The sequence below is a fragment of the Mesorhizobium sp. BR1-1-6 genome, from assembly GCF_020165355.1.
Taxonomy (GTDB): Bacteria; Pseudomonadota; Alphaproteobacteria; order Rhizobiales; family Rhizobiaceae; genus Mesorhizobium.
The window spans coordinates 71,086-90,521 of sequence record NZ_JAIUHZ010000002.1 but is presented as its reverse complement, the minus strand read 5'-3'; the positions used below and the strand labels follow the sequence as shown (position 1 = coordinate 90,521).

At 64.7% G+C, this 19,436-nt stretch carries 21 protein-coding genes; all 21 read left to right on the top strand.

Annotation, left to right across the window (positions count from 1 at the left end):
- The first annotated feature begins 1 nt into the window (after position 1).
- The 21 genes from flgB to flgK all read left to right on the top strand — a co-directional run bounded on the left by flgB (position 2) and on the right by flgK (position 19,434).
- Positions 2–382 (top strand): flagellar basal body rod protein FlgB, encoded by a 381-nt coding sequence (flgB, locus tag LB545_RS05645; protein WP_140496212.1) that lies wholly within the window; start codon positions 2–4, stop codon positions 380–382.
- A gap of 2 nt (positions 383–384) precedes the next feature.
- Positions 385–801, top strand: a complete 417-nt coding sequence (flgC, locus tag LB545_RS05640; protein WP_224704616.1) for a flagellar basal body rod protein FlgC — start codon at positions 385–387, stop codon at positions 799–801.
- Positions 798–1,121 (top strand): flagellar hook-basal body complex protein FliE, encoded by a 324-nt coding sequence (locus LB545_RS05635; RefSeq protein WP_181168599.1) that lies wholly within the window; start codon positions 798–800, stop codon positions 1,119–1,121. Before flgC ends, LB545_RS05635 begins: the two co-directional genes overlap by 4 nt.
- Before the next feature lie 11 nt (positions 1,122–1,132).
- The gene (gene flgG, locus LB545_RS05630; protein ID WP_140513636.1) at positions 1,133–1,921 is read left to right on the top strand and encodes a flagellar basal-body rod protein FlgG; all 789 of its coding nucleotides are present in this window, start codon (positions 1,133–1,135) and stop codon (positions 1,919–1,921) included.
- A 5-nt stretch (positions 1,922–1,926) separates the two neighbouring features.
- A complete protein-coding gene (flgA, locus tag LB545_RS05625; protein WP_140496215.1) occupies positions 1,927–2,451 on the top strand; it encodes a flagellar basal body P-ring formation chaperone FlgA in 525 nt (174 codons plus the stop codon).
- Positions 2,448–3,689 (top strand): flagellar basal body P-ring protein FlgI, encoded by a 1,242-nt coding sequence (locus LB545_RS05620; protein ID WP_140522322.1) that lies wholly within the window; start codon positions 2,448–2,450, stop codon positions 3,687–3,689. Before flgA ends, LB545_RS05620 begins: the two co-directional genes overlap by 4 nt.
- 3 nt (positions 3,690–3,692) lie before the next feature.
- Entirely contained in the window at positions 3,693–4,271 is a 579-nt protein-coding gene (locus LB545_RS05615; protein WP_181169624.1) for a MotE family protein, read from the top strand.
- Positions 4,268–4,972 carry a flagellar basal body L-ring protein FlgH gene (flgH, locus tag LB545_RS05610; protein WP_140496218.1) on the top strand — a complete coding sequence of 235 codons (705 nt, stop codon included), beginning with the start codon at positions 4,268–4,270 and terminating at the stop codon, positions 4,970–4,972. Before LB545_RS05615 ends, flgH begins: the two co-directional genes overlap by 4 nt.
- An 81-nt stretch (positions 4,973–5,053) precedes the next feature.
- The gene (locus LB545_RS05605; RefSeq protein ID WP_263483070.1) at positions 5,054–5,488 is read left to right on the top strand and encodes a flagellar basal body-associated FliL family protein; all 435 of its coding nucleotides are present in this window, start codon (positions 5,054–5,056) and stop codon (positions 5,486–5,488) included.
- On the top strand, positions 5,485–6,216 hold the full coding sequence (fliP, locus tag LB545_RS05600; RefSeq protein ID WP_140513640.1) for a flagellar type III secretion system pore protein FliP: 732 nt from the start codon (positions 5,485–5,487) through the stop codon (positions 6,214–6,216). The genes LB545_RS05605 and fliP overlap by 4 nt, the downstream gene beginning before the upstream one ends.
- A 213-nt stretch (positions 6,217–6,429) precedes the next feature.
- Positions 6,430–7,428: a flagellin gene (locus LB545_RS05595; RefSeq protein ID WP_140496221.1), complete on the top strand. Its 999-nt coding sequence runs from the start codon at positions 6,430–6,432 to the stop codon at positions 7,426–7,428.
- A gap of 263 nt (positions 7,429–7,691) precedes the next feature.
- A complete protein-coding gene (locus tag LB545_RS05590) occupies positions 7,692–8,756 on the top strand; it encodes a flagellin (protein ID WP_140496222.1) in 1,065 nt (354 codons plus the stop codon).
- Between the two features lie 124 nt (positions 8,757–8,880).
- Positions 8,881–10,530, top strand: a complete 1,650-nt coding sequence (gene fliF / locus LB545_RS05585) for a flagellar basal-body MS-ring/collar protein FliF (protein ID WP_140522324.1) — start codon at positions 8,881–8,883, stop codon at positions 10,528–10,530.
- 3 nt (positions 10,531–10,533) lie between these two features.
- Entirely contained in the window at positions 10,534–11,154 is a 621-nt protein-coding gene (locus tag LB545_RS05580; RefSeq protein WP_140560328.1) for a hypothetical protein, read from the top strand.
- Positions 11,151–12,485, top strand: coding sequence for a MotB family protein (locus tag LB545_RS05575; RefSeq protein ID WP_224704613.1), 1,335 nt, complete (start codon positions 11,151–11,153; stop codon positions 12,483–12,485). Before LB545_RS05580 ends, LB545_RS05575 begins: the two co-directional genes overlap by 4 nt.
- Positions 12,482–13,846 (top strand): chemotaxis protein MotC, encoded by a 1,365-nt coding sequence (locus LB545_RS05570; protein WP_224704611.1) that lies wholly within the window; start codon positions 12,482–12,484, stop codon positions 13,844–13,846. Before LB545_RS05575 ends, LB545_RS05570 begins: the two co-directional genes overlap by 4 nt.
- Positions 13,843–15,210, top strand: a complete 1,368-nt coding sequence (locus LB545_RS05565) for a flagellar hook-length control protein FliK (RefSeq protein ID WP_224704610.1) — start codon at positions 13,843–13,845, stop codon at positions 15,208–15,210. Before LB545_RS05570 ends, LB545_RS05565 begins: the two co-directional genes overlap by 4 nt.
- On the top strand, positions 15,140–15,727 hold the full coding sequence (locus LB545_RS05560; protein WP_181167718.1) for a transglycosylase SLT domain-containing protein: 588 nt from the start codon (positions 15,140–15,142) through the stop codon (positions 15,725–15,727). The genes LB545_RS05565 and LB545_RS05560 overlap by 71 nt, the downstream gene beginning before the upstream one ends.
- Positions 15,728–15,949: 222 nt before the next feature.
- Complete coding sequence (locus LB545_RS05555) at positions 15,950–16,618, top strand: response regulator transcription factor (RefSeq protein ID WP_140496228.1); 669 nt, start codon at positions 15,950–15,952, stop codon at positions 16,616–16,618.
- Between the two features lie 79 nt (positions 16,619–16,697).
- Positions 16,698–17,954: a flagellar hook protein FlgE gene (locus LB545_RS05550; protein WP_224704609.1), complete on the top strand. Its 1,257-nt coding sequence runs from the start codon at positions 16,698–16,700 to the stop codon at positions 17,952–17,954.
- A gap of 28 nt (positions 17,955–17,982) precedes the next feature.
- The gene (gene flgK / locus LB545_RS05545) at positions 17,983–19,434 is read left to right on the top strand and encodes a flagellar hook-associated protein FlgK (RefSeq protein WP_140560324.1); all 1,452 of its coding nucleotides are present in this window, start codon (positions 17,983–17,985) and stop codon (positions 19,432–19,434) included.
- Positions 19,435–19,436 lie beyond the last annotated feature (2 nt).

Below are 19,436 nucleotides of genomic sequence, written 5' to 3'. Positions count from 1 at the left end.
CATGGAGCCCGTTTCTCTTTTCGATCTCGCCGCCAAGCAGGCGCAATGGCTGGCCGTGCGTCAGTCGGCGGTCGCCGGCAACATCGCCAACGCCAACACGCCGGGCTATACGGCAAACGATGTCGAGCCGTTCGAAAAGGTGCTCGACCGCGCGGCGGTGTCGTTGCAGACGACACAGGCCGGACATCTCGGCAGCGCCGCGACCAATGCCGGTTTCGCGATCAAGCCACAGGAAGACGACGGCGTCGTCATGCCGTCCAAAAACACCGTCGTGCTCGAGGACCAGCTTCTCAAGGCCGGTGAGGTGCGCCGCTCCTTCGAGCTCAACACGGCAATCGTCAAGGCATTCCATTCGATGATGATGATGGCGGTGAAGAGCTGACCATGGACGCGCTCACAGCAGCCCTCAAAGTAGCAGCCTCCGGCCTCGGCGCCCAGTCGGAGCGGCTGCGCGTGGTTTCCGAAAACCTCGCCAATGCCCAGTCGACCGGCACCACCCCCGGCTCCGGCCCCTATCGCCGCAAGACCATCAGCTTCGTCTCGGAGCTCGACCGGACCACTGGCAGCTCAACGGTCGAAGTGAACTCGATCGACCGCGATCCCAGCGATTTTCCCGTGGAATTCCAGCCCGGCAACGAGGCCGCCGACGACAAGGGCTACGTCAAGATGCCCAACGTCAACGTGCTGATCGAAATGGCCGACATGACCGAGGCCAACCGCTCCTACGAGGCCAACCTGCAAGTCGTGAAGCAGGCGCGCGATCTCATTTCAATGACCATCGACCTGATGAGGAACCAATGATCGTGAACGGCATCGGCGCGCTAAACCTGAAGCCTGGACTTGGCGACACGGCGACTGAGCTGCTTCAGGGCGGCGTTGCGCCCGCGACCGCAGGCAACCTCGGCACCTCCTTCGCCGAGGCGCTGAGCCAGGCGGCCACAAAGACCGTCAACACGCTGCAGAACGCCGAGCAGGTCTCGGTCCAGGCGCTCAAGGGCGACGCCGACACCCGCCAGGTCGTCGATGCCGTGATGAGCGCCCAGCAGGCGCTGCAGACCGCCGTCGCCATCCGCGACAAGGTCGTCTCGGCCTATCTCGAAGTCAGCCGCATGGGCATCTGAGGAGTTCGGCCATGAAAGCACTCGCCATCGCCGCCACCGGCATGAACGCCCAGCAGACCAATCTGGAAGTCATCGCCAACAATATCGCCAACATCAACACCACCGGCTACAAGCGGGCGCGGGCCGAATTCTCCGACCTGCTCTACCAGGTCGACCGCACGCAAGGCGTGCCCAACCGCTCCAACGCCTCGCTGGTGCCGGAGGGCGTCTCGATCGGCCTCGGCGTCAAGACCACCGCCGTGCGCAACGTCCACACCCAGGGTGAACTGACCAGCACCGGCAACAGTTTCGACATGGCGCTCACCGGCAGGGGCTGGTTCCAGATCGAAGGCGCCGATGGCGGCACGCTCTACACCCGCGCCGGCGCCTTCAACACCAACGCCACAGGCCAGCTGGTGACGGTGGACGGCGCCAGCGTCATTCCAGCGATCAACGTCCCGGTCGACGCCGTCGAGGTCATCGTCAACAAGACGGGCCAGGTCTTCGCCCGCATCGATGGCCAGACCGACCTGCAGAATCTCGGCCAGCTCCAGATCGTCAACTTCGCCAACGAAGCGGGACTGGCGCCGCTCGGCGACAATCTGTTCCAGGAAACGACCGCCTCTGGCCCGGCCAATGCCGGCGTGCCCGGCGATCCCGGCTTCGCCACCATCCAGCAAGGCTATCTCGAGGCCTCCAACGTCGACCCGGTCAAGGAAATTACCGAACTGATCTCGGCGCAGCGCGCTTATGAGATGAATTCCAAGGTCATCCAGGCCGCCGACGACATGGCCTCGGTCGTCTCCAAGAACATCAGGTAACGACAATGGCCGGTCCGGTCTCCTGCTCCGCGTTCCGCCGCACCGCGCTCGTCCTTGCGCTGGTGACCGGCGGCATGCCGGCTTTCGCGCAGGACGCGGCCAACCGGTCGGCAACGCAGATCGCCAGCAGCCAGCCTGCCGGCGAGGTCGTGCTGATCCCAAACCGGGTCATTTATCCCGGCGAGACCATCGAGCTCGCGGCCCTCAAGCAGGTGACCCTCATCCCCGGCAAGCACAAGCCCGACGCGGTGGCGACCCTTGCCGAGGAACTCCAGGGCAAGATCGCCAAGCGCACGCTGCTGCCCGGCCGCTACATCCCCGCCGCCGCCATTCGCGACGCCTGGCTGGTCGAGCAGGGCGCAGCCGTGCAGGTCTTCTTCATCGCCGGCGGACTGACGATATCGGCCACCGCCGTGACCTTGCAGCCGGGCTCGGCCGGCGATCTCATCAAGGTTCGCAACAGCGACAGCGGCAAGATTCTCTCCGGCACGGTGATGGCCGACGGAACCATCCAGGTCAGCGCTTCATGATGCGTCCGCTTGCTCTTCTGCTTGCAGCCGCGCTCGGCCTGCAGCCTGCCTTGGCCGACGGCCTCACGCCCAAGGCCAAGCGCGAACTCGCCGCCAGGAATGGCGGCGTCTATGACGATCCTGAATATGATCCGGCCACCACCACGCGCATGTTCCGCGTCTCGCCCGGGCCAAGCTCGCTGCCGCCGGGCCAGGTCGCCTCGCGCATCAAGGACATCGCGCAGCTGCAGAGTTCGCGCGACAACCAGCTCGTCGGCTACGGCCTGGTCATCGGCCTCGCCGGATCGGGCGACAGCTTGCGCAACTCGCCGTTCACCGAACAGTCGATCCGCGCCATGCTGGAGAATCTCGGCATCGCCACCGAAGGCGGCAGAGCGCGCGCCAAGAACGTCGCCGCCGTCATCGTCACCGCCAACATGCCGCCCTACGTACAGTCGGGCGCGCGCATCGACATCGACGTCTCCTCGATGGGCGACGCCACCTCGCTCGCCGGCGGCACGCTGATCATGACGCCGCTGAAGGCGGCGGACGGTGAGATCTATGCCGTCGGCCAGGGCGCGGTCATCGTTTCGGGCTTCACCGCCCAGGGTCAGGCCGAGCAGTTGACGCAAGGCGTCCCGACCGCGGGCCGCGTGCCGAACGGCGCCATCATCGAGCGTGCCGTGAAGGCCGAGTTCGATGACCAGCCGATACTGACGCTGCAGCTGCGCAATCCCGATTTCTCGACCGCCATTCGCATCGCCGACGCGATCAATGACTACACCAGCCAGCGCTTCGGCATGCGCGTGGCGGCCGAGCGCGATTCCCGCACCGTGCAGATCAGACGGCCGAAAAGCGTCTCGGCGGCCCGCTTCTACGCTGAGATCGAGAACCTCGTGGTCGAATCCGATACGCCGGCCCGCGTCGTCATCGATGAGCGCACCGGCACCATAGTCATCGGCAACGACGTCAAGATCTCGCGCGTGGCCATCAGCCACGGCACGCTGACGGTGCGCATCACCGAAGCGCCACGCGTCGTGCAGCCCGAACCCTTCTCCAAGGGCGAAACCGCCGTCGAGCCGTTTACCGCCATCGACGCCAGCCGGCCCGACGCACGCGTCGCCGTGCTCGACGGCCCCGACCTGCAAACCCTTGTTTCCGGTCTCAACCGCCTCGGCGTGAAGCCCGACGGCATCATTGCCATCCTGCAAGGCATCAAGTCGGCCGGCGCCCTGCAGGCCGACCTGGTTCTCCAATAGGCGATGCCGATGATCTCCTCCCTCTCATTCCATCAAGGACGCCGCCCCGCCGCGATCCTGTTCGCGGCCTGCGCTCTGGCGGCCTTTTCCAGCGGCGTGCATGCCGAGGAAGCCGTCCGCCAGGTCCTGCCGGGGGCGCCGCCCGCACCCGCGCCGCAGCTGTTGGCCCGGGAGAAGGCTCCCGACCAAAGCGAGATCGAGCGCTTCTGCTCCAACATAGCCGACGCCGCCCGCGACCGCCGCTACGTGTTGCAGGCGGAGGAGTTGAAACAGCTCCAGGCCGGCATCGACCAACGCATGAAGGCACTGGACGAAAAGCGGGCCGAATACGAGACCTGGCTGAAGCGGCGCGAGGTGTTCCTGGCCCGGGCCGAGGACAGCGTCGTCAAGATCTATGCCGGCATGAAGCCCGACGCGGCGGCCGAGCGCCTGGCCATTGTCAATGCCGATCTAGCCGCGGCCATCCTGATGAAGCTGGATTCGCGCAAGGCCGGCGTCATCCTCAACGAAATGGACCAGAAGGCGGCGGCGACGCTCACCGGCATCATGGCCAGCGCAGCCCGAAGGGTAGATCCGTCATGATCCGCAGAACGCTTATCCTGTGCGCGGTCGCAGCTTTGTCCGGCTGCGGCACCAATCTCAAGGAGATCGGCAGGGAGCCTTCCCTGTCGCCGGTCGGTTCCGGCATCGGCAATGAAGGAGCTTCGCCCTACAGCTATCCCGAGCCGCCTGCGGCGCCGGTCAAGAAATTCTCGCTGTGGGACGATCGCCAGAGCCGGCTGTTCACCGATCCCAGGGCGTTGCGCGAAGGCGACATTCTCACCGTCAGGATCAAGCTCAACGACAAGGCCAACTTCAAGAACCAGAACGACAGGAGCCGCACCGCCTCGCGCAAGCTGGGTTACGACGTCACGCTCGGATGGGAAGACAAGAGCACGAGCGGCAAGGGCGACGCCGGCCTGAGCTCCAGCACCGAAACCAATGCGGACGGCGAGATCAAGCGCTCGGAGAACCTGGAGCTCAACGTTGCTGCCGTCGTCACCGAAGTCCTGCCCAATGGCAATTTGATGATCAGGGGCTCGCAGGAAGTGCGTGTCAATTATGAGCTCAGGGTGCTCACCATCGCCGGCATGGTGCGCCCGTCGGATATCGGCGCGGAGAACACCATCTCCTACGAACGCATCGCCGAGGCGCGCATCTCCTATGGCGGCCGCGGCCGCGTCAGCGAGGTCCAGCAGCCGGCCTACGGCCAGCAGATCCTCGACCAGGTTCTTCCGTTCTAGGGCATTGGAGACCGCAGCACCGTGGCCAGCGTCGAACAGGTTCCGTCTCGCAAGGGTCCTTCCCTTGCCGTCCAGGGCGCCATGCTGCTCCTGGTGACGGCCGCCGCCATCGGCATGGGCTGGCTGTCCGGCGGCTATCTCAAGGGTGTGGGGGCACCGGCATCGGTACCCGTCGCGCCGGAAAACGAGGGCAAGGTACCCAAGCCCGCCGACGCGCAAGAGCCCGGCACGGGACCGTCACTCGTCGCGCTGGCGCCGATCACCACCAACATCGCCTCGCCCGCCGAGACCTGGATCAGGATGGAAGTGTCGGTGGTCTACGACGCGCCGCAGCCGCCGGCAATGTCGGATGAGATCCATCAGGATCTTCTGGCCTTCGTGCGCACCCTGAAGATGCACCAGATAGAAGGCGCTAGCGGCTATCAGCACCTGAAGGCCGATATCGAGGAGCGCGCCTCGATCCGCAGCCAGGGGCATGCCAAGCAGGTACTCATCAGGACGTTGCTGCTCGAATGAAGAAATTTCTTCTTGCCGCGGCGCTGCTCGGCGCCGCCACATCGATCGCGACGGCCCAGCAACTGGACCTCGGCGGCATCGGCAAGGCCGACGGCACCACCGTTGGCTACATCATCCAGATGTTCGGCCTGCTCACCGTGCTTTCGGTGGCGCCGGGCCTGCTGATCATGGTGACAAGCTTCACCCGTTTCGTCATCGCCTTCTCGATCCTGCGCGCCGGCATCGGCCTGCAGTCGACGCCGGCGAACCTTATCCTCATTTCGCTGTCGCTGTTCATGACCTTCTATGTCATGGCGCCGACCTTCGACCAGGCCTGGAATACCGGCGTCAAGCCGCTGATGGACAACCAGATCAGCCAAACCGAGGCTTTCGAGAAGATTTCCGATCCCTTCCGCACCTTCATGCTGCACAATGTGCGCGACAAGGACTTCGACCTGTTCGCCGACCTCGCGCGCGAACGCGGCCAGACCGTTGCGAAGGAAACCGTCGACCTGCGCATCCTGGTGCCCGCCTTCATGATCTCCGAGATCAGGCGCGGCTTCGAGATCGGCTTCCTGATCGTGCTGCCGTTCCTGGTCATCGACCTGATCGTCGCCACCATCACCATGGCGATGGGCATGATGATGCTGCCGCCGACGGTGGTGTCGCTGCCGTTCAAGATCCTGTTCTTCGTGCTGATCGACGGCTGGAACCTGCTCGTCGGCAGCCTGGTGCGCTCCTTCAACTGATCGCGCCGGGCGCCGGCCGCGCCCTCCCGTTTTTTTCGACAATATTTTTCGATTAACCGTCCGGTTTAGTCCTTTGGTAGGGACTTGCCGCCATATTCCCCGCAGATGGCGGGTGATCGGGTCTCAGACAGATCATTGGCATGATGCCGCTCCGTCATACCGGCCAATCCGGTATGTCAAAAAACACCTGTAAAAAGTAAGGTACGAGTAGACATGGCCAGTATCATGACCAATGCCTCGGCGCTGACCGCGCTGCAGAGCTTGAACGCCACCAACAAGAACCTCGAAACCACCCAGGCCCGCATTTCGACGGGCTATCGCGTTTCCCAGGCTTCGGACAACGCTGCTTACTGGTCGATCGCCACCACGATGCGTTCCGACAACCAGCAGATGTCGACCGTTTCGGACGCGCTCGGCCTCGGCGCCTCGAAGGTCGATACCGCTTACACCGGCATGAACAGCGCGATCGACACCATCAACCAGATCAAGACCAAGCTGACCGCCTCTTACGGCCAGACGGATGCCGACAAGGAAAAGACCCAGACCGAAATCGCCGCCCTTCAGAAGCAGCTGAAGGCCTATGCCGACGGCGCCAGCTTCTCCGGCACCAACATGCTATCCGTGGACAGCGGCACGGGCACGTCCGTGGCGGACATCAAGATCGTTTCGGCCTTCAACCGTGACGCTTCCGGCGCGGTATCGATCTCGACGATCGACGTCAACGTGGAAAGCACCAAGCTGTACGAGGCGGGTACCACGGCCGGCACCGCGAAGGGCATCCTCGACGCCGCGCGTCTGGGCACCGACGGCAGCGTCACCGCCACGGCGGCTACTCCGGCTGCTGGTGCTACCGTTGCGGCCGGCGACACCTATTCGGTCGCCAGCCTGAAGATCTTCGACTCCGCAACGGGCAAGGGCTTCAGCGACGACCAGATCTCGGGGATGATGAACGTCGTCGACGCCGCGCTCAAGGACATGACGAACGCCGCCACCACGCTCGGCGCCGCCAAGAGCAGCATCGACCTGCAGAAGACCTTCACGCAGAGCCTGATGGACTCCATCGACCGCGGCGTTGGCCAGCTCGTCGATGCCGACATGAACAAGGAATCGACCCGCCTCCAGGCCCTGCAGGTTCAGCAGCAGCTCGGCATCCAGGCGCTGTCGATCGCCAACGGTTCGTCGCAGTCGATCCTGTCGCTCTTCCGCGGCTGATCGCCTTCACCATCCACGAACAGCACCAAGATATCGGGCCGCGCCAAAAGCGCGGCCCGATTGCGTTTGCTCCAGCCCCGCGCAATCCTCGTTCCTTAACTGTCGAAAGCTGACTTTTAACAGGGCGTTAACCATATCGCGCTAGCTATGGTTAACCAATAGCTTACGACAGGTTGTCGAATCGGCCCGACCGGCACGATCGCAGCCGATGGGCAGGCCGACCAGGCCTGTGGGCATGCCGGCTTAGAGAAGGAGCGAGTTTCTTGGCGAGCATCATGACGAACGCTGCGGCGTTGACTGCACTTCAAAGCCTCAACGCCACCAACAAGTCGCTCGAGCAGACACAGGCCCGCGTCTCGACGGGCTATCGCGTCTCCGAGGCCTCCGACAACGCCGCCTACTGGTCGATCGCCACCACCATGCGCTCCGACAACCAGGCGCTCTCGACCGTGCAGGATGCGCTCGGCCTCGGCGCCTCGAAGGTCGACACCGCCTATACCGGCATGAACAATGTGCTGGACACGATCGGCAAGATCAAAACCAAGCTGCTTTCGACCGTCGGCCAGACAGATGCCGCCAAGGCAAAGACGCAGACCGAAATCACGGCGCTTCAGGCGCAGATGAAATCCTTTGCCGACGCCGCCACCTTCTCCGGTTCGAATTTCCTGTCGGTGATCTCCAAGCAGGTGTCGGCCGCCAATGACGGCGTCCAGCCCGACTCCAAGATCGTGTCCTCGTTCAACCGCACCTCGTCCGGCGCCGTCCAACTCGGGACGATTGACATCGATGTCGAGAGCACCAAGCTTTTCGATTCCGGTCTCGCCGGCGAGGTCAAGAACCAGGGCATTCTCGACCGCAAGACATCGGTCTATTCGACCGCGGCCGCGCAGACCCTGTATGACACCGCCTATGCGGCATCGATCGCGGGTGGATCAACGGATATCGCAGCCAACACCGCCGGCCAGACCGCGGCGGGGGCGGTTGCCAAGGTCGACAATATTTCCGCCTACAATCTCGACATCACTGCGGCGGGCGTGACCGACGACATCATCACCCAGATGATCACCAAGATCGACAACGTCATGAGCCAGCTGACCGATTCCGCCACCATCCTCGGTTCGGCCAAGAGCAGCATCGACCTGCAGAAGACCTTCACGCAGAGCCTGATGGACTCCATCGACCGCGGTGTCGGCCAGCTCGTCGATGCCGACATGAACAAGGAATCGACCCGCCTTCAGGCGCTCCAGGTGCAGCAGCAGCTCGGCATCCAGTCGCTGTCGATCGCCAACAGTTCCTCGCAGTCGATCCTGTCGCTGTTCAAGAGCTGACCGCCCACTCGACGTCTTCACCTCAAGGTTGACGGGCCGCGCGCCGAGCGCGGCCCGATTTCATTTTCGCACAAGCTTCGAGGGCTAGTGTTCCAGCGGACAGTCATGCTGGGAGTAGTCGACCGTGCCGGAACAGATCCAGAGCATCATCGCGAATCTCCGCGGGTTTGGCGTGAAGCGCCTGGCCATGCTGGCGGGCATCGCCGCATTGGTGATGAGCGTCATCGGTGTCGCTTCCGTCTATCTCAACCGTCCGGCCTACGACACGCTCTATGTCGGGCTCGACCGCGCCGACGTGAACCAGATCGGCCTCGTGCTGGGCGAGGCCGGCATCGGCTTCGACGTCGGCTCCGACGGAACCTCGGTCCTGGTCCCGGCCGGCACCACCGCGCAGGCCCGCATGCTGCTTGCCGAAAAGGGCCTGCCGACCAGCGCCAATGCCGGCTATGAACTGTTCGACAATGTCGGCTCGCTCGGCCTGACCTCCTTCATGCAGCAGATCACGCGTGTGCGCGCGCTGGAGGGCGAAATATCGCGCACCATCCAGTCGATCGCGGGCGTCAAGGCTGCGCGCGTCCATATCGTTATGTCCGAGCGTGCCAATTTCCGCCGCGACGAGCAGCAGCCCTCCGCGTCGGTCGTCATCCGCTACGCCGGCATCGACGCCGAGAAAAGCGCCATGTCGATCCGCCATCTCGTCGCCGCCGCCGTTCCCGGCCTGTCGGCCGACAAGGTGACGGTGCTCGATTCCAACGGCAATCTGCTGGCGGCGGGAGATGATCCCTCCAACACAAGTGCCGCCCGCACGCTGGGCGTCGAGCAGACCGTCGAGGCGCAGATCGGTGACAACATCCGGCGCGCCCTCACCCCGTATCTTGGCCCGGACAATTTCCGCGCCAGCGTCAAGGCCGACGTCAACACCGATACCCGCCAAACCGAGGAGACGATCTTCGATCCGGAGTCGCGCGTCGAGCGTTCGGTGCAGTCGGTGCGCGCCAACGAGAACAACAACCAGAAGCAGGCCTCCACCCCGGCCAGCGTCGAGCAGAACCTGCCCGAGACGCAGACGACCGCCACCGAGGGTCCGCAATCCTCCTCGCAGAACGACCGCAGGGAAGAGATCACCAACTACGAGATCAACTCCAAGAAGATCGCCACCGTCTCCAACGGCTACAGCGTCACCAAGATGTCTATCGCCGTGGTCGTCAACCAGGATCGGCTGAAGGCGATCCTGGGCAAGGACGCCACGCCCGAACAGATCGCCAAGCGCGTCGCCGACATCCAGAAGATGGTGACCTCTGCCACCGGCTTCGACGACAAGCGCGGCGATGTCATCGACGTCTCGGCGGTCGAGTTCATCGACGGGCTCGACGGCGAGGCGATCCCGCAGGCCGGAATGCTCGATTCCGTCGGCCAGCACGCCGGCACGCTGATCAATGCCGGCGCCTTCATCGTCGTGGTGTTCCTGGTGGCCTTCTTCGGCCTGCGCCCGATGGCGGCGGCCCTGACAGCAAAGGCGACGCCGTCCATAGCCGGTCCCAATTTCGACGAGGTCCAGCGCTCGCTGCCGACGCCAGAGGGCACGGCTTCCGCCGAAGCCGGCTCGGCCGTCGGCGCCTTGCCGGGCGTGCGGGCCGGCTCCACGCCGCTCGACGACCTGCGCCAGAAGATCAGGCCCGCGCCGCAGGAGCGGCTTGCCCGCATGGTCGACCTCAACGAGGAGCGCACAGCGCAGATCCTGCGCAAATGGGCGGCCCAGGAAGTCGCGGTGTAGTCAATGCCTTCCCTAGCCCTTTTCGATCTCCTGCCGGATTTCGGCCCGCGCCCGCAACGTGTCAGCCAGCCGAGGGCCGCCGCCGAGCACGAGCCGGAAGCAGCCGTGCCTCAAGCCGATATCGGCACGCTGATCGCCGAAGCGGTCGCCCAGGCGGAGGCAGCGCTTGGCGAGCGGCTTGCGGCTGCCCACGAAGCAGCGATGGACGCTGAACGCCGGGCGAATGCCGAGGAAGCGAAGGCCTTTCTCGAGAGCTTCGGCGGCGATGTCGGCGAGGCGGTCTCGCTGCGCATTGATGCCATGGAGGCGCGCGTGACGGACCTCGTCGCCGCCACGGTCGCCCGCATCATCGGCGGCATCGTCAGTGACGACCTGCAAAAGCGCTCGCTTGAAGCGCTTGCCGGTGCGGTCCGCGAAGCGGTCGGCGATGGCGAAGCGGTGCGCATAGTCGTTCGCGGCCCGCTTTCCCTTTTCGAAGCGCTGAAGGCGTCGCTCGGAGCGCGCGCCGCCAATCTCGACTTCCTCGAAGCTCCCGGCTTCGATCTCACGGTCTCCATCGACGAAGCGGTGTTCGAGACGCGCATGGCCGAATGGTCGGCAACGCTCTCTCAGGTGTTGGCATGAGCGTCGCCGATGCCGATCAGGCCAGGCACGAGATCATTATCGTGCGTCGCGGCCATGACGACCACGAGGAGGGCCATCACGGTGGCGTCTGGAAGATCGCCTTCGCCGACTTCATGACGGCCATGATGTGCTTCTTCCTGGTCATGTGGCTGATCAATGCCGCCAACGAACAGACCAAGGCGGCGGTCGCCAGCTATTTCAATCCGGTCAAGCTGGTCGACCGCACGTCGAGCCGCAAGGGCCTGGAGGATCTCGGCGACGGTCCGCGCGCCATCGGGCTGACCGCCGACAATCCGGAAGACGCGGCCACCAAGGCCGGACAGGATGGAGCCGGCGGCGCGGGCTCATCCGACCCCAAAAAGGAAAAGCAGGAGCCGCAGCAGTCGGAGCAGTCCGACGAACACCTGTTCGCCGATCCCTACGCGGTGCTTTCGGAAATTGCCACCAACACCGGCGTCATGCAGAATGTCAGCCAGAAGGGCGATGGCGGCGCGCAGAGTGCCGGCCCGGCAACGGGCGCTTCCGGCGGCGCCTCCTATCGCGATCCGTTCGAGCCTGATTTCTGGTCTCAGCAGGTGGCCTCGCCGGGCGCCGAGGCCAGCGCGCAGCGCGCCAGGATCGAAGGCGATCCGGTGAAGCCCGGCGATAAGGCCGCCGAAGCGCAGGTCGCCAAGGTCAAGGCCGTGCCGCCTGCGCCGCCGGTCATCGCGGCGCCGCTTGAACCTCTGGCAAAGGACGGCAAGCTCGCAACGGCAATCGCCGAGGCCACCGATGCGAAAGCCGGCACCGCCGGACCCGCGGACGCCAAGATTGCCGCCGCCCAGGAGGCGCCCAAGCCCGATGCCGGCGAAAAGAACCCGGGCGCGGCCGCGCTCAAGGCTGCGGCCGATGTCAGGCAGCAGCTGGCCGAGGCCTTCAAACCTGGCGACAAGTTGCACGACGGCGTCTCGGTCGAAGCCACCGACAAGGGCGTCCTCATCTCGATCACCGACCAGCTTGACTTCGGCATGTTCGAGGTCGGCTCCGCGATGCCGCGCCGTGAGCTGGTGCTCGCGATGGAAAAGATCGGCCGCATCGTCAACAGCCAGAAGGGCACGATCAGCATCAACGGCCACACCGACGCGCGGCCGTTCCGCAGCGCCGGCTACGACAATTGGCGGCTGTCGACGGCGCGCGCGCATTCGGCGTACTACATGCTGGTGCGCGGCGGCGTCGACGAGCGCCGCATCACCGAAGTCGCCGGCTTCGCCGACCGCCAGCCGAAGGACCCCGCCGATCCGCTGTCGGCGGTGAACCGCCGCATCGAGATACTGATGGCGACCGGCGGATGAAGCGGGCGGTCTTCACCAGCCGCTTGATGGGCCTTTTGCTGTTGGCCGGCCAGCCTACAGCCGCCCTCGCCCAGGATTCGTTGCAGCCCTATCAGCTGGTGCGCTCGTTACAGCTTATTCAAGACCGTATCGCCGTCGGCGACCACGCCGCGCTGCCGATGCAGTCCAAGCTGCTGGAGATGATCGATACGCGCCTTCGCGAGGCGGACAAGAACGATTTCAGGGATCCGAAGAATTTTCGCGCGCTGCTGGTCTACGGCATGAGCGGCGGCAACCCGGTGACCGTCGAGGCGGCCGTGTCGCGCGCCACCGCCGATGCGCGGGACCTAGCCCTTGCCAGGGGCGTCATCGATTACCTGAACGGCCGCCCCGGCGAGGCCATCGAAGCCTTGAAGCCGGTCGATCCGATGGCGGAGCCCAGCGACCTCGGCGCCTTCCTTGCCCTGGTCAAGGGTTCGCTGCTCGCCAGCGACCAGCCGGCCGCGGCGCTGGTGCTGCTCGACGAGGCGAAATTGCTCGGCCCCGGGACACTGGTCGAGGAGGCGGCATTGCGCCGCTCGGTCGGCATTGCGGTCGCGCAGCGCGACGCGGCGCGCTTTGCGCTTGCCTCCACACAATATGTCGAGCGCTATCTCTATTCGCCCTATGCCAGCCAGTTCGCCGACTCCTTCGTCTCGGGCGTGATTGAGCTGCACATGTCGATCAGCCAGGACAAATTGGCCAATATCACCTCAATGATGGATCCCGAGCGCGAGAAGGTCATTTATCTGCGCATCGCCCGCCGCGCCGCGATCGACGGCCTGAACGAACTGTCCGCCTTCGCCTCGGCGCGGGCCGAGCAAGGCCGCGACGGCAACACCAATCAGGGCGATCCGCGCGCCCTGCTCTACTCAAGCCTGTCCACCGTGACATCGGGTACCATCGAGGACGTGCGCGCCAAGCTGGGCAAGATCGACCGCAGCCGGCTGTCGGACGGCGACCGCGCGCTGCTCGACGCCGCCGAGGCCATCGCCGGCGAAGTGGTGGCGCCGCCCGCTTCCCTTCCGACCGCCAGCTCGGCACCTGCCGAGGTCATGCCATCACACGAGCCCGAGCCTGCCGCCGCGCAGACGGCCGACGCCGCCGGATTGCCGCCCGTCGAGGGTGCTGTGTCCGAACGGCCGGCCGTCGCGCCATCCGGCGATACAGTGGCAGTTGCGCCGAACGCGCCGGCTCCGGGCGATGCGGCAACTGTCCTGCCGGCATCGGCGCCGGCGGCCGCGGCCAGCACCGACACGTCAGACCCAACCGATGCCGCCATGGTCAAAACCCGTCGACAGCTCGACCTGATCGACCAGATGCTTGGAGCCGCTCCGAAATGACCCCCAGCCTCGGTCCGGCGCTGCCGGGAATCACCACCGCGCGCACGACGGCGGAACAGCCGGCGGCGACCGGAAAAAATGACGACACGGGTTTCGGCAAGATGCTCGACGACAAGGCCGGCCCGGCCCACCCGGACAAGCATCCGGCAGCCGGGGCCGGATCGCGCGATGAGCGCTGGAGCAGGCTTGCCGCCGGTCCTGCCGGGCAGAAGGACGAGCCACTGCCGGCTGGCAAGGCAAGGATCCCATCCAGCGGAATGCCGGCCGCGAAAACGGCCAGGGACGACAAGACCGCCGAGCCGGACAAGGACTCCGATGGCGCAGCGGCCGAGACAGGTACGACGCCGCTCGAGGACCATCTGCCGTTGCTGATCGCGTTCCATGACCTGCGCCATTTCTCGACATCGGCCAGACCGGCCGATACGAGCGAAACCGGACAGGAACCGGCGCTCGACGGGCAGCTCCTGCCGAAGGCCTACCGGCCGAAATCCGCCGCCGGGCATGACGATCTCGAACCGATCTCGAAGCCCGAGCGGACATCGCTCGTGGATGGGTCGCTGACCAAGCTCGATGGCCAGACCGTCCACGACGCCGCCGGCAGGCCAAAACGCGACAATGCGATCGCGGCCGGGCCACTGCCCCAGACAGCGCCGGCCGAAGTGCCGGACCTGGATCCGAAGCAGGCGGCACCGCAGCTGAAATCCATGGCCGATGTTCAGTCCTCGTTGCGGCACGAGCCCGGAAAACAACTGTCGGCGGCAGGGCGCATCGACGTGGTTTCCGAGCGCAGCTTCCCTGCCCCGCCGCAGGCGCCGATGAGCCAGGCCGCCCTCAACGTGATCGGCGCCATAACAGCCGATGGCGGCCCGAAAACGACGCTTTCGACACACTCCGCAACTGCGCAACTGACAGGCCCTGTTGCCGCCGCGACACATGTGTTGAAGATCGAACTTCATCCGGCCGAGCTTGGCATGGTCACCGCCAATCTTCGCCTCTCCGGAGAACAACTTTCGATTGAGTTGAAGCCTCAAACACATGACGCCTACCACCGGCTGTCCTCTGATAGCGATGCCATCGTCCAGTCCCTGCGCGGACTCGGCTTCGAGGTTGACAAGGTCACGATACTACAACCTTCGGTAGCGGTCCCCGCAACGACCCGCACTGATGCGACCGCATCCTTGCAGACGGCGGCGGGCCGCGACCAGTCGTCCTTTCAACCCGGGAATTCCGGCGGCGGCAACAGCGGCGCCGGCGGCCAGCAACCGGGCCAGCAATCCGCCGGAAGACACAATGATGACGCGCAAGCACACGGCCGCCCCGCTTCGCCTTCTCGCGAGCGCGCTGGCGGCGATATCTTTATCTAGTCTTGCGAGCGCCGCCGCTGCCGCCGCCAATGCTTGCGAACCGGAGATCCTGCGCGCCGCCGACCGCTACGGCGTGCCGGCTGGCATCCTCTATGCCGTCGGCTTGACCGAGACCGGCAAGAAGGGCAGCTTGCAGCCCAACGCATTGAATATAGAAGGAAAAGCGGTCTTCCCGACAAGCCGCGCCGAAGCTCTTGCCACCTTCGCCAATGCCCGACGCGAAGGCAAGACGCTGATTGATCTCGGCTGCATGCAAATCAATCACCACTACCACGGCGCGCATTTTCGCAGCGTCGAGGACATGCTAGATCCGCGTCAGAATGTCGACTATGCGGCGCGTTTCCTGGCCAGCCTTCATGCCCGTCACGTGACCTGGTCGATGGCTGTCGCCCGCTATCACGCGGGGCCCGACAACGACCCGGCGCAGAAGGTCTATGTCTGCCGCGTGATATCAAACATGGTGGCCACAGGCTTCGGCAAATGGACCGGCAACGCTCGCACGTTCTGCAATCCATGAGTGTATTGTTGCATCTCATGCAATCGGTCGCAAAGTCTCGGCGTTGCGCTTCGACTTGGCCGGGACTTGGAGCACCAAGCATATCTCACCCCATGCTAATGCAACCGATGCGATTCCGGACTCCCAAGAAACTAGTTACAAGAAATGACGGTTGTTCAGGATTCCTGCCAGCGGATACGGCTTTCCCCACGGGGCAGATGAGCTGATTCGGAGGCGGGGCCGATGATCGTTATCGTTGACGAGCGAGAGCTCGTGACAGACGGATACAATTCACTTTTTGACCGCGAGGGCATCGCCTGCGCGGGCTTCGCTTCCGGCGAATTCGGCGAGTGGGTGAACTCGGCCGCCGATGCCGATCTGCGCTCGGTCCGGGCCTTCCTCATCGGCGACTGCCGCGAAGGCGCGATCTCTCCGCGCCAGATCCGCGACCGCACCGGAGCCCCGGTGATTGCTCTCAGCGAGCAGCATTCGCTGGAGAACACGTTGCGGCTGTTCGAGAGCGGTGTCGATGACGTCATCCGCAAGCCGGTCCATATCCGCGAGATCCTGGCTCGCATAACAGCCATCCGCCGCCGCGCCAACGAAGATGCCGCCTTTACCGAGATCGGCGCCATGCGCATCTTCATGGATGGCCGCGACCCTGAAATCAATGGCCAGCCGCTTCCCTTGCCGCGCCGTGAGCGCCGCATTCTCGAATATCTGGCAAGCAATCGCGGCCGCCGCGTCACCAAGACCCAAGTATTCAACGCCATCTACGGCATCTTCGACGAAGAGGTCGAGGAGAACGTGGTGGAAAGCCACATCAGCAAGCTGCGCAAGAAGCTGCGCGAGAAGCTGGGCACCGATCCGATCGATTCCAAGCGCTTCCTCGGCTACCGGCTGGTGTTCTGATGCACCGCCGCGCCAGCCTCGCGCAAGACAGGACGCGTAGCCTCGCTGCCAATGGCATGGACATTGCGGAGACATTTCGATGAGCCTCTACGGGATGATGCGGACCGGCGTTTCCGGCATGAACGCGCAGGCCAACCGTCTGTCGACGACAGCCGACAACATCGCCAATTCCGATACCACCGGCTACAAGCGGTCATCCGCCGAATTCTCAACACTGGTCATGCCATCGACGGGCGGCGCCTATAATTCCGGCGGCATCACCACCACGATCCGGCAGGCGGTCAGCGATCCCGGCGTGCTCCAATACACCACCTCTGTCTCCGATCTTGCCGTCAGCGGCGACGGCTTCTTTGTCGTCCAGGACCCGAGCGGTACGCCTTTCCTGACCCGCGCCGGTGCCTTCGTTCCCGATGGACAGGGCAGGCTGGTCAACTCGGCCGGCTTCCAGCTGATGGCCTACAGCTACGAAAATGGCGTGCCGGCGGCGACGGTGAACGGTTTTGAAGGACTGGTCCCGGTCGTCATCTCCGACCAGGGAATGACCGCGACCCCGAGCACCGAGGGTCTCTACAGCGGCAACTTGCCCGCAGGCGCGACGCCGGTCGCGGCCGGCAACCTGCCCACCACCAACGCCGCAGGCGCGCAGTACACCTCGAAATCCTCGATGGTCGCCTATGACAATCTCGGCAACAAGAAGCTGCTCGACGTCTATTTCACCAACACCGGCGCCGGCACCTGGCAGGTGTCGGTCTTCGACCAGTCGAAGGCGACCGCCGGAACGTCATTCCCCTACACCGGCGGCGCGCTTGGCTCGGCCAACCTGACCTTCGACACGACCACGGGCAAGCTCACCGGCGCCGTCGACAGCGTCTCGCTCACCGTGCCCAACGGCAGCACCTTTTCACTGGATCTGTCGGCATTGACCCAGCTCGGCACCGGCTTCACGGTTTCGGACGCTCAGGTCAACGGCAACGCGCCGAGCACCATCGACAAGGTGCAGATCAGCAAGGACGGCACCATCTACGCCCAGTACAAGGACGGCTCCACCAAGCCGCTGTACAAGATCCCGCTGGCCGATGTGCAGAGTCCCGACCAGCTCACCGCGCTGCCCGGCAATGTGTACTCGCAGGGCACCGACTCCGGCGCGGTCCGCGTCGGCTTTGCCAATGAAGGCAAGCTCGGCTCCATCATCTCCGGCGCGCTCGAGAATTCGAACGTCGATATCGCCGAGGAACTGACCAACATGATCGCGGCGCAACGCAGCTACACCGCCAATTCGAAAGTCTTCCAGACCGGTTCCGACCTGATGGACGTCCTTGTCAACCTGAAGAGATAAAACCGGGCAACGCCCGTGAAAGACCCGCATGTCGCTTTCCACCGCATTGAGCATCGCCCAATCGGCGCTTATGAACACCGCTCGGCAGACCAGCGTTGTCTCGCGCAACGTCGCCGACGCTTCCAATCCGGACTATACGCGCCGCATCGCCGTCGTCACCAGCACGGCGCCGGGCGCGCGCTCGGTTGACATCCAGCGCGTAGCCAACGACCTGCTCTTCCGTCAGAATCTCAGCGCCCTGTCGGCGTACAGCGGCCAAAACGCGCTCTATAGCGGCCTGGATCAGCTGGATGTTTCGGTCAATGGCGTCGACAATGCGTCCTCTCCCTCGACCGCGATCGGCAATTTGCAGCAGGCGCTGCAGCTCTATGCCACCTCGCCCTCGAACCAGAATCTCGGCTCCAGCGTCATCGACGCAGCCAAGCAGGTCGTGCGTTCCCTGAACGAAGGCTCCAGGGCCATTCAGGACTTTCGCACCCAGACCGACGGCCAGATCGCCACCGCGGTAGACGATCTTAACTCGCTGCTCAGCCAGTTCCAGGATGCCAACCAGGCTGTCATATCAGGCACGCGCTCCGGCACCGACGTGTCCGATGCGCTGGACCAGCGCGACGCGCTTTTGAAGAAGATCTCGGACTATGTTCCGGTCTCGACCTTCACGCGCGGCGACAATGACATGGTCATCACCACGGGTGACGGCACGACGCTGTTCGAAACCATCCCGCGAACGGTCAGCTTCGCCCCATCCTCCGGCTACAGCGCCGGTACCGTCGGCAACGCACTCTACATCGATAACGTGCCGATCTCGGCGGGAACCGGCGGCAACACCAGCGCCAGCGGCAAGCTTGCCGGTTTGCTGCAATTGCGCGATGGCGTGGCCTCGACCATGCAGAGCCAGCTCGACGAGACCGCGCGCGGCCTGATCACGGCCTTCGCCGAGACCGCGCCGTCAATGCCCAACGCCGCCGGGCTGTTCACCTGGTCTGGCGCGCCGGCGGTGCCGGCCGCTGGCACGCTGGTCAATGGCCTTGCCGGCACGATCAGCGTCAATGCCGCCATGGATCCAAGTGTCGGCGGCAATCCGGCACTGCTGCGCGACGGCGGCGCCAACGGCGCGGCCTATGTCGTCAACACCGGCGGCGCCTCCTATTCCAGCCTTCTGGTCGCCTATGGCGACCGGCTCGATCAGCCGATGACATTCGACCCCGCCGCCGGGATTTCGGCGACGTCGAGCGTTGCCGATTATGCCGCCAATTCGATCGGGTGGCTCCAGGGCGTGCGCCAGCAGGCGTCGACCGCAGCCGACGCCAAGCAAGCTTTGGCATCGCGCAGCGCCGAGGCGCTGTCCAACGCCACCGGCGTCAATGTCGACCAGGAAATGTCGCTGCTTCTCGATCTCGAACATACCTATCAGGCATCGGCCCGAATGATGAAAACCGTCGACGACATGTTGGCGGCTCTGCTCAGCGCGGTGGGATAATC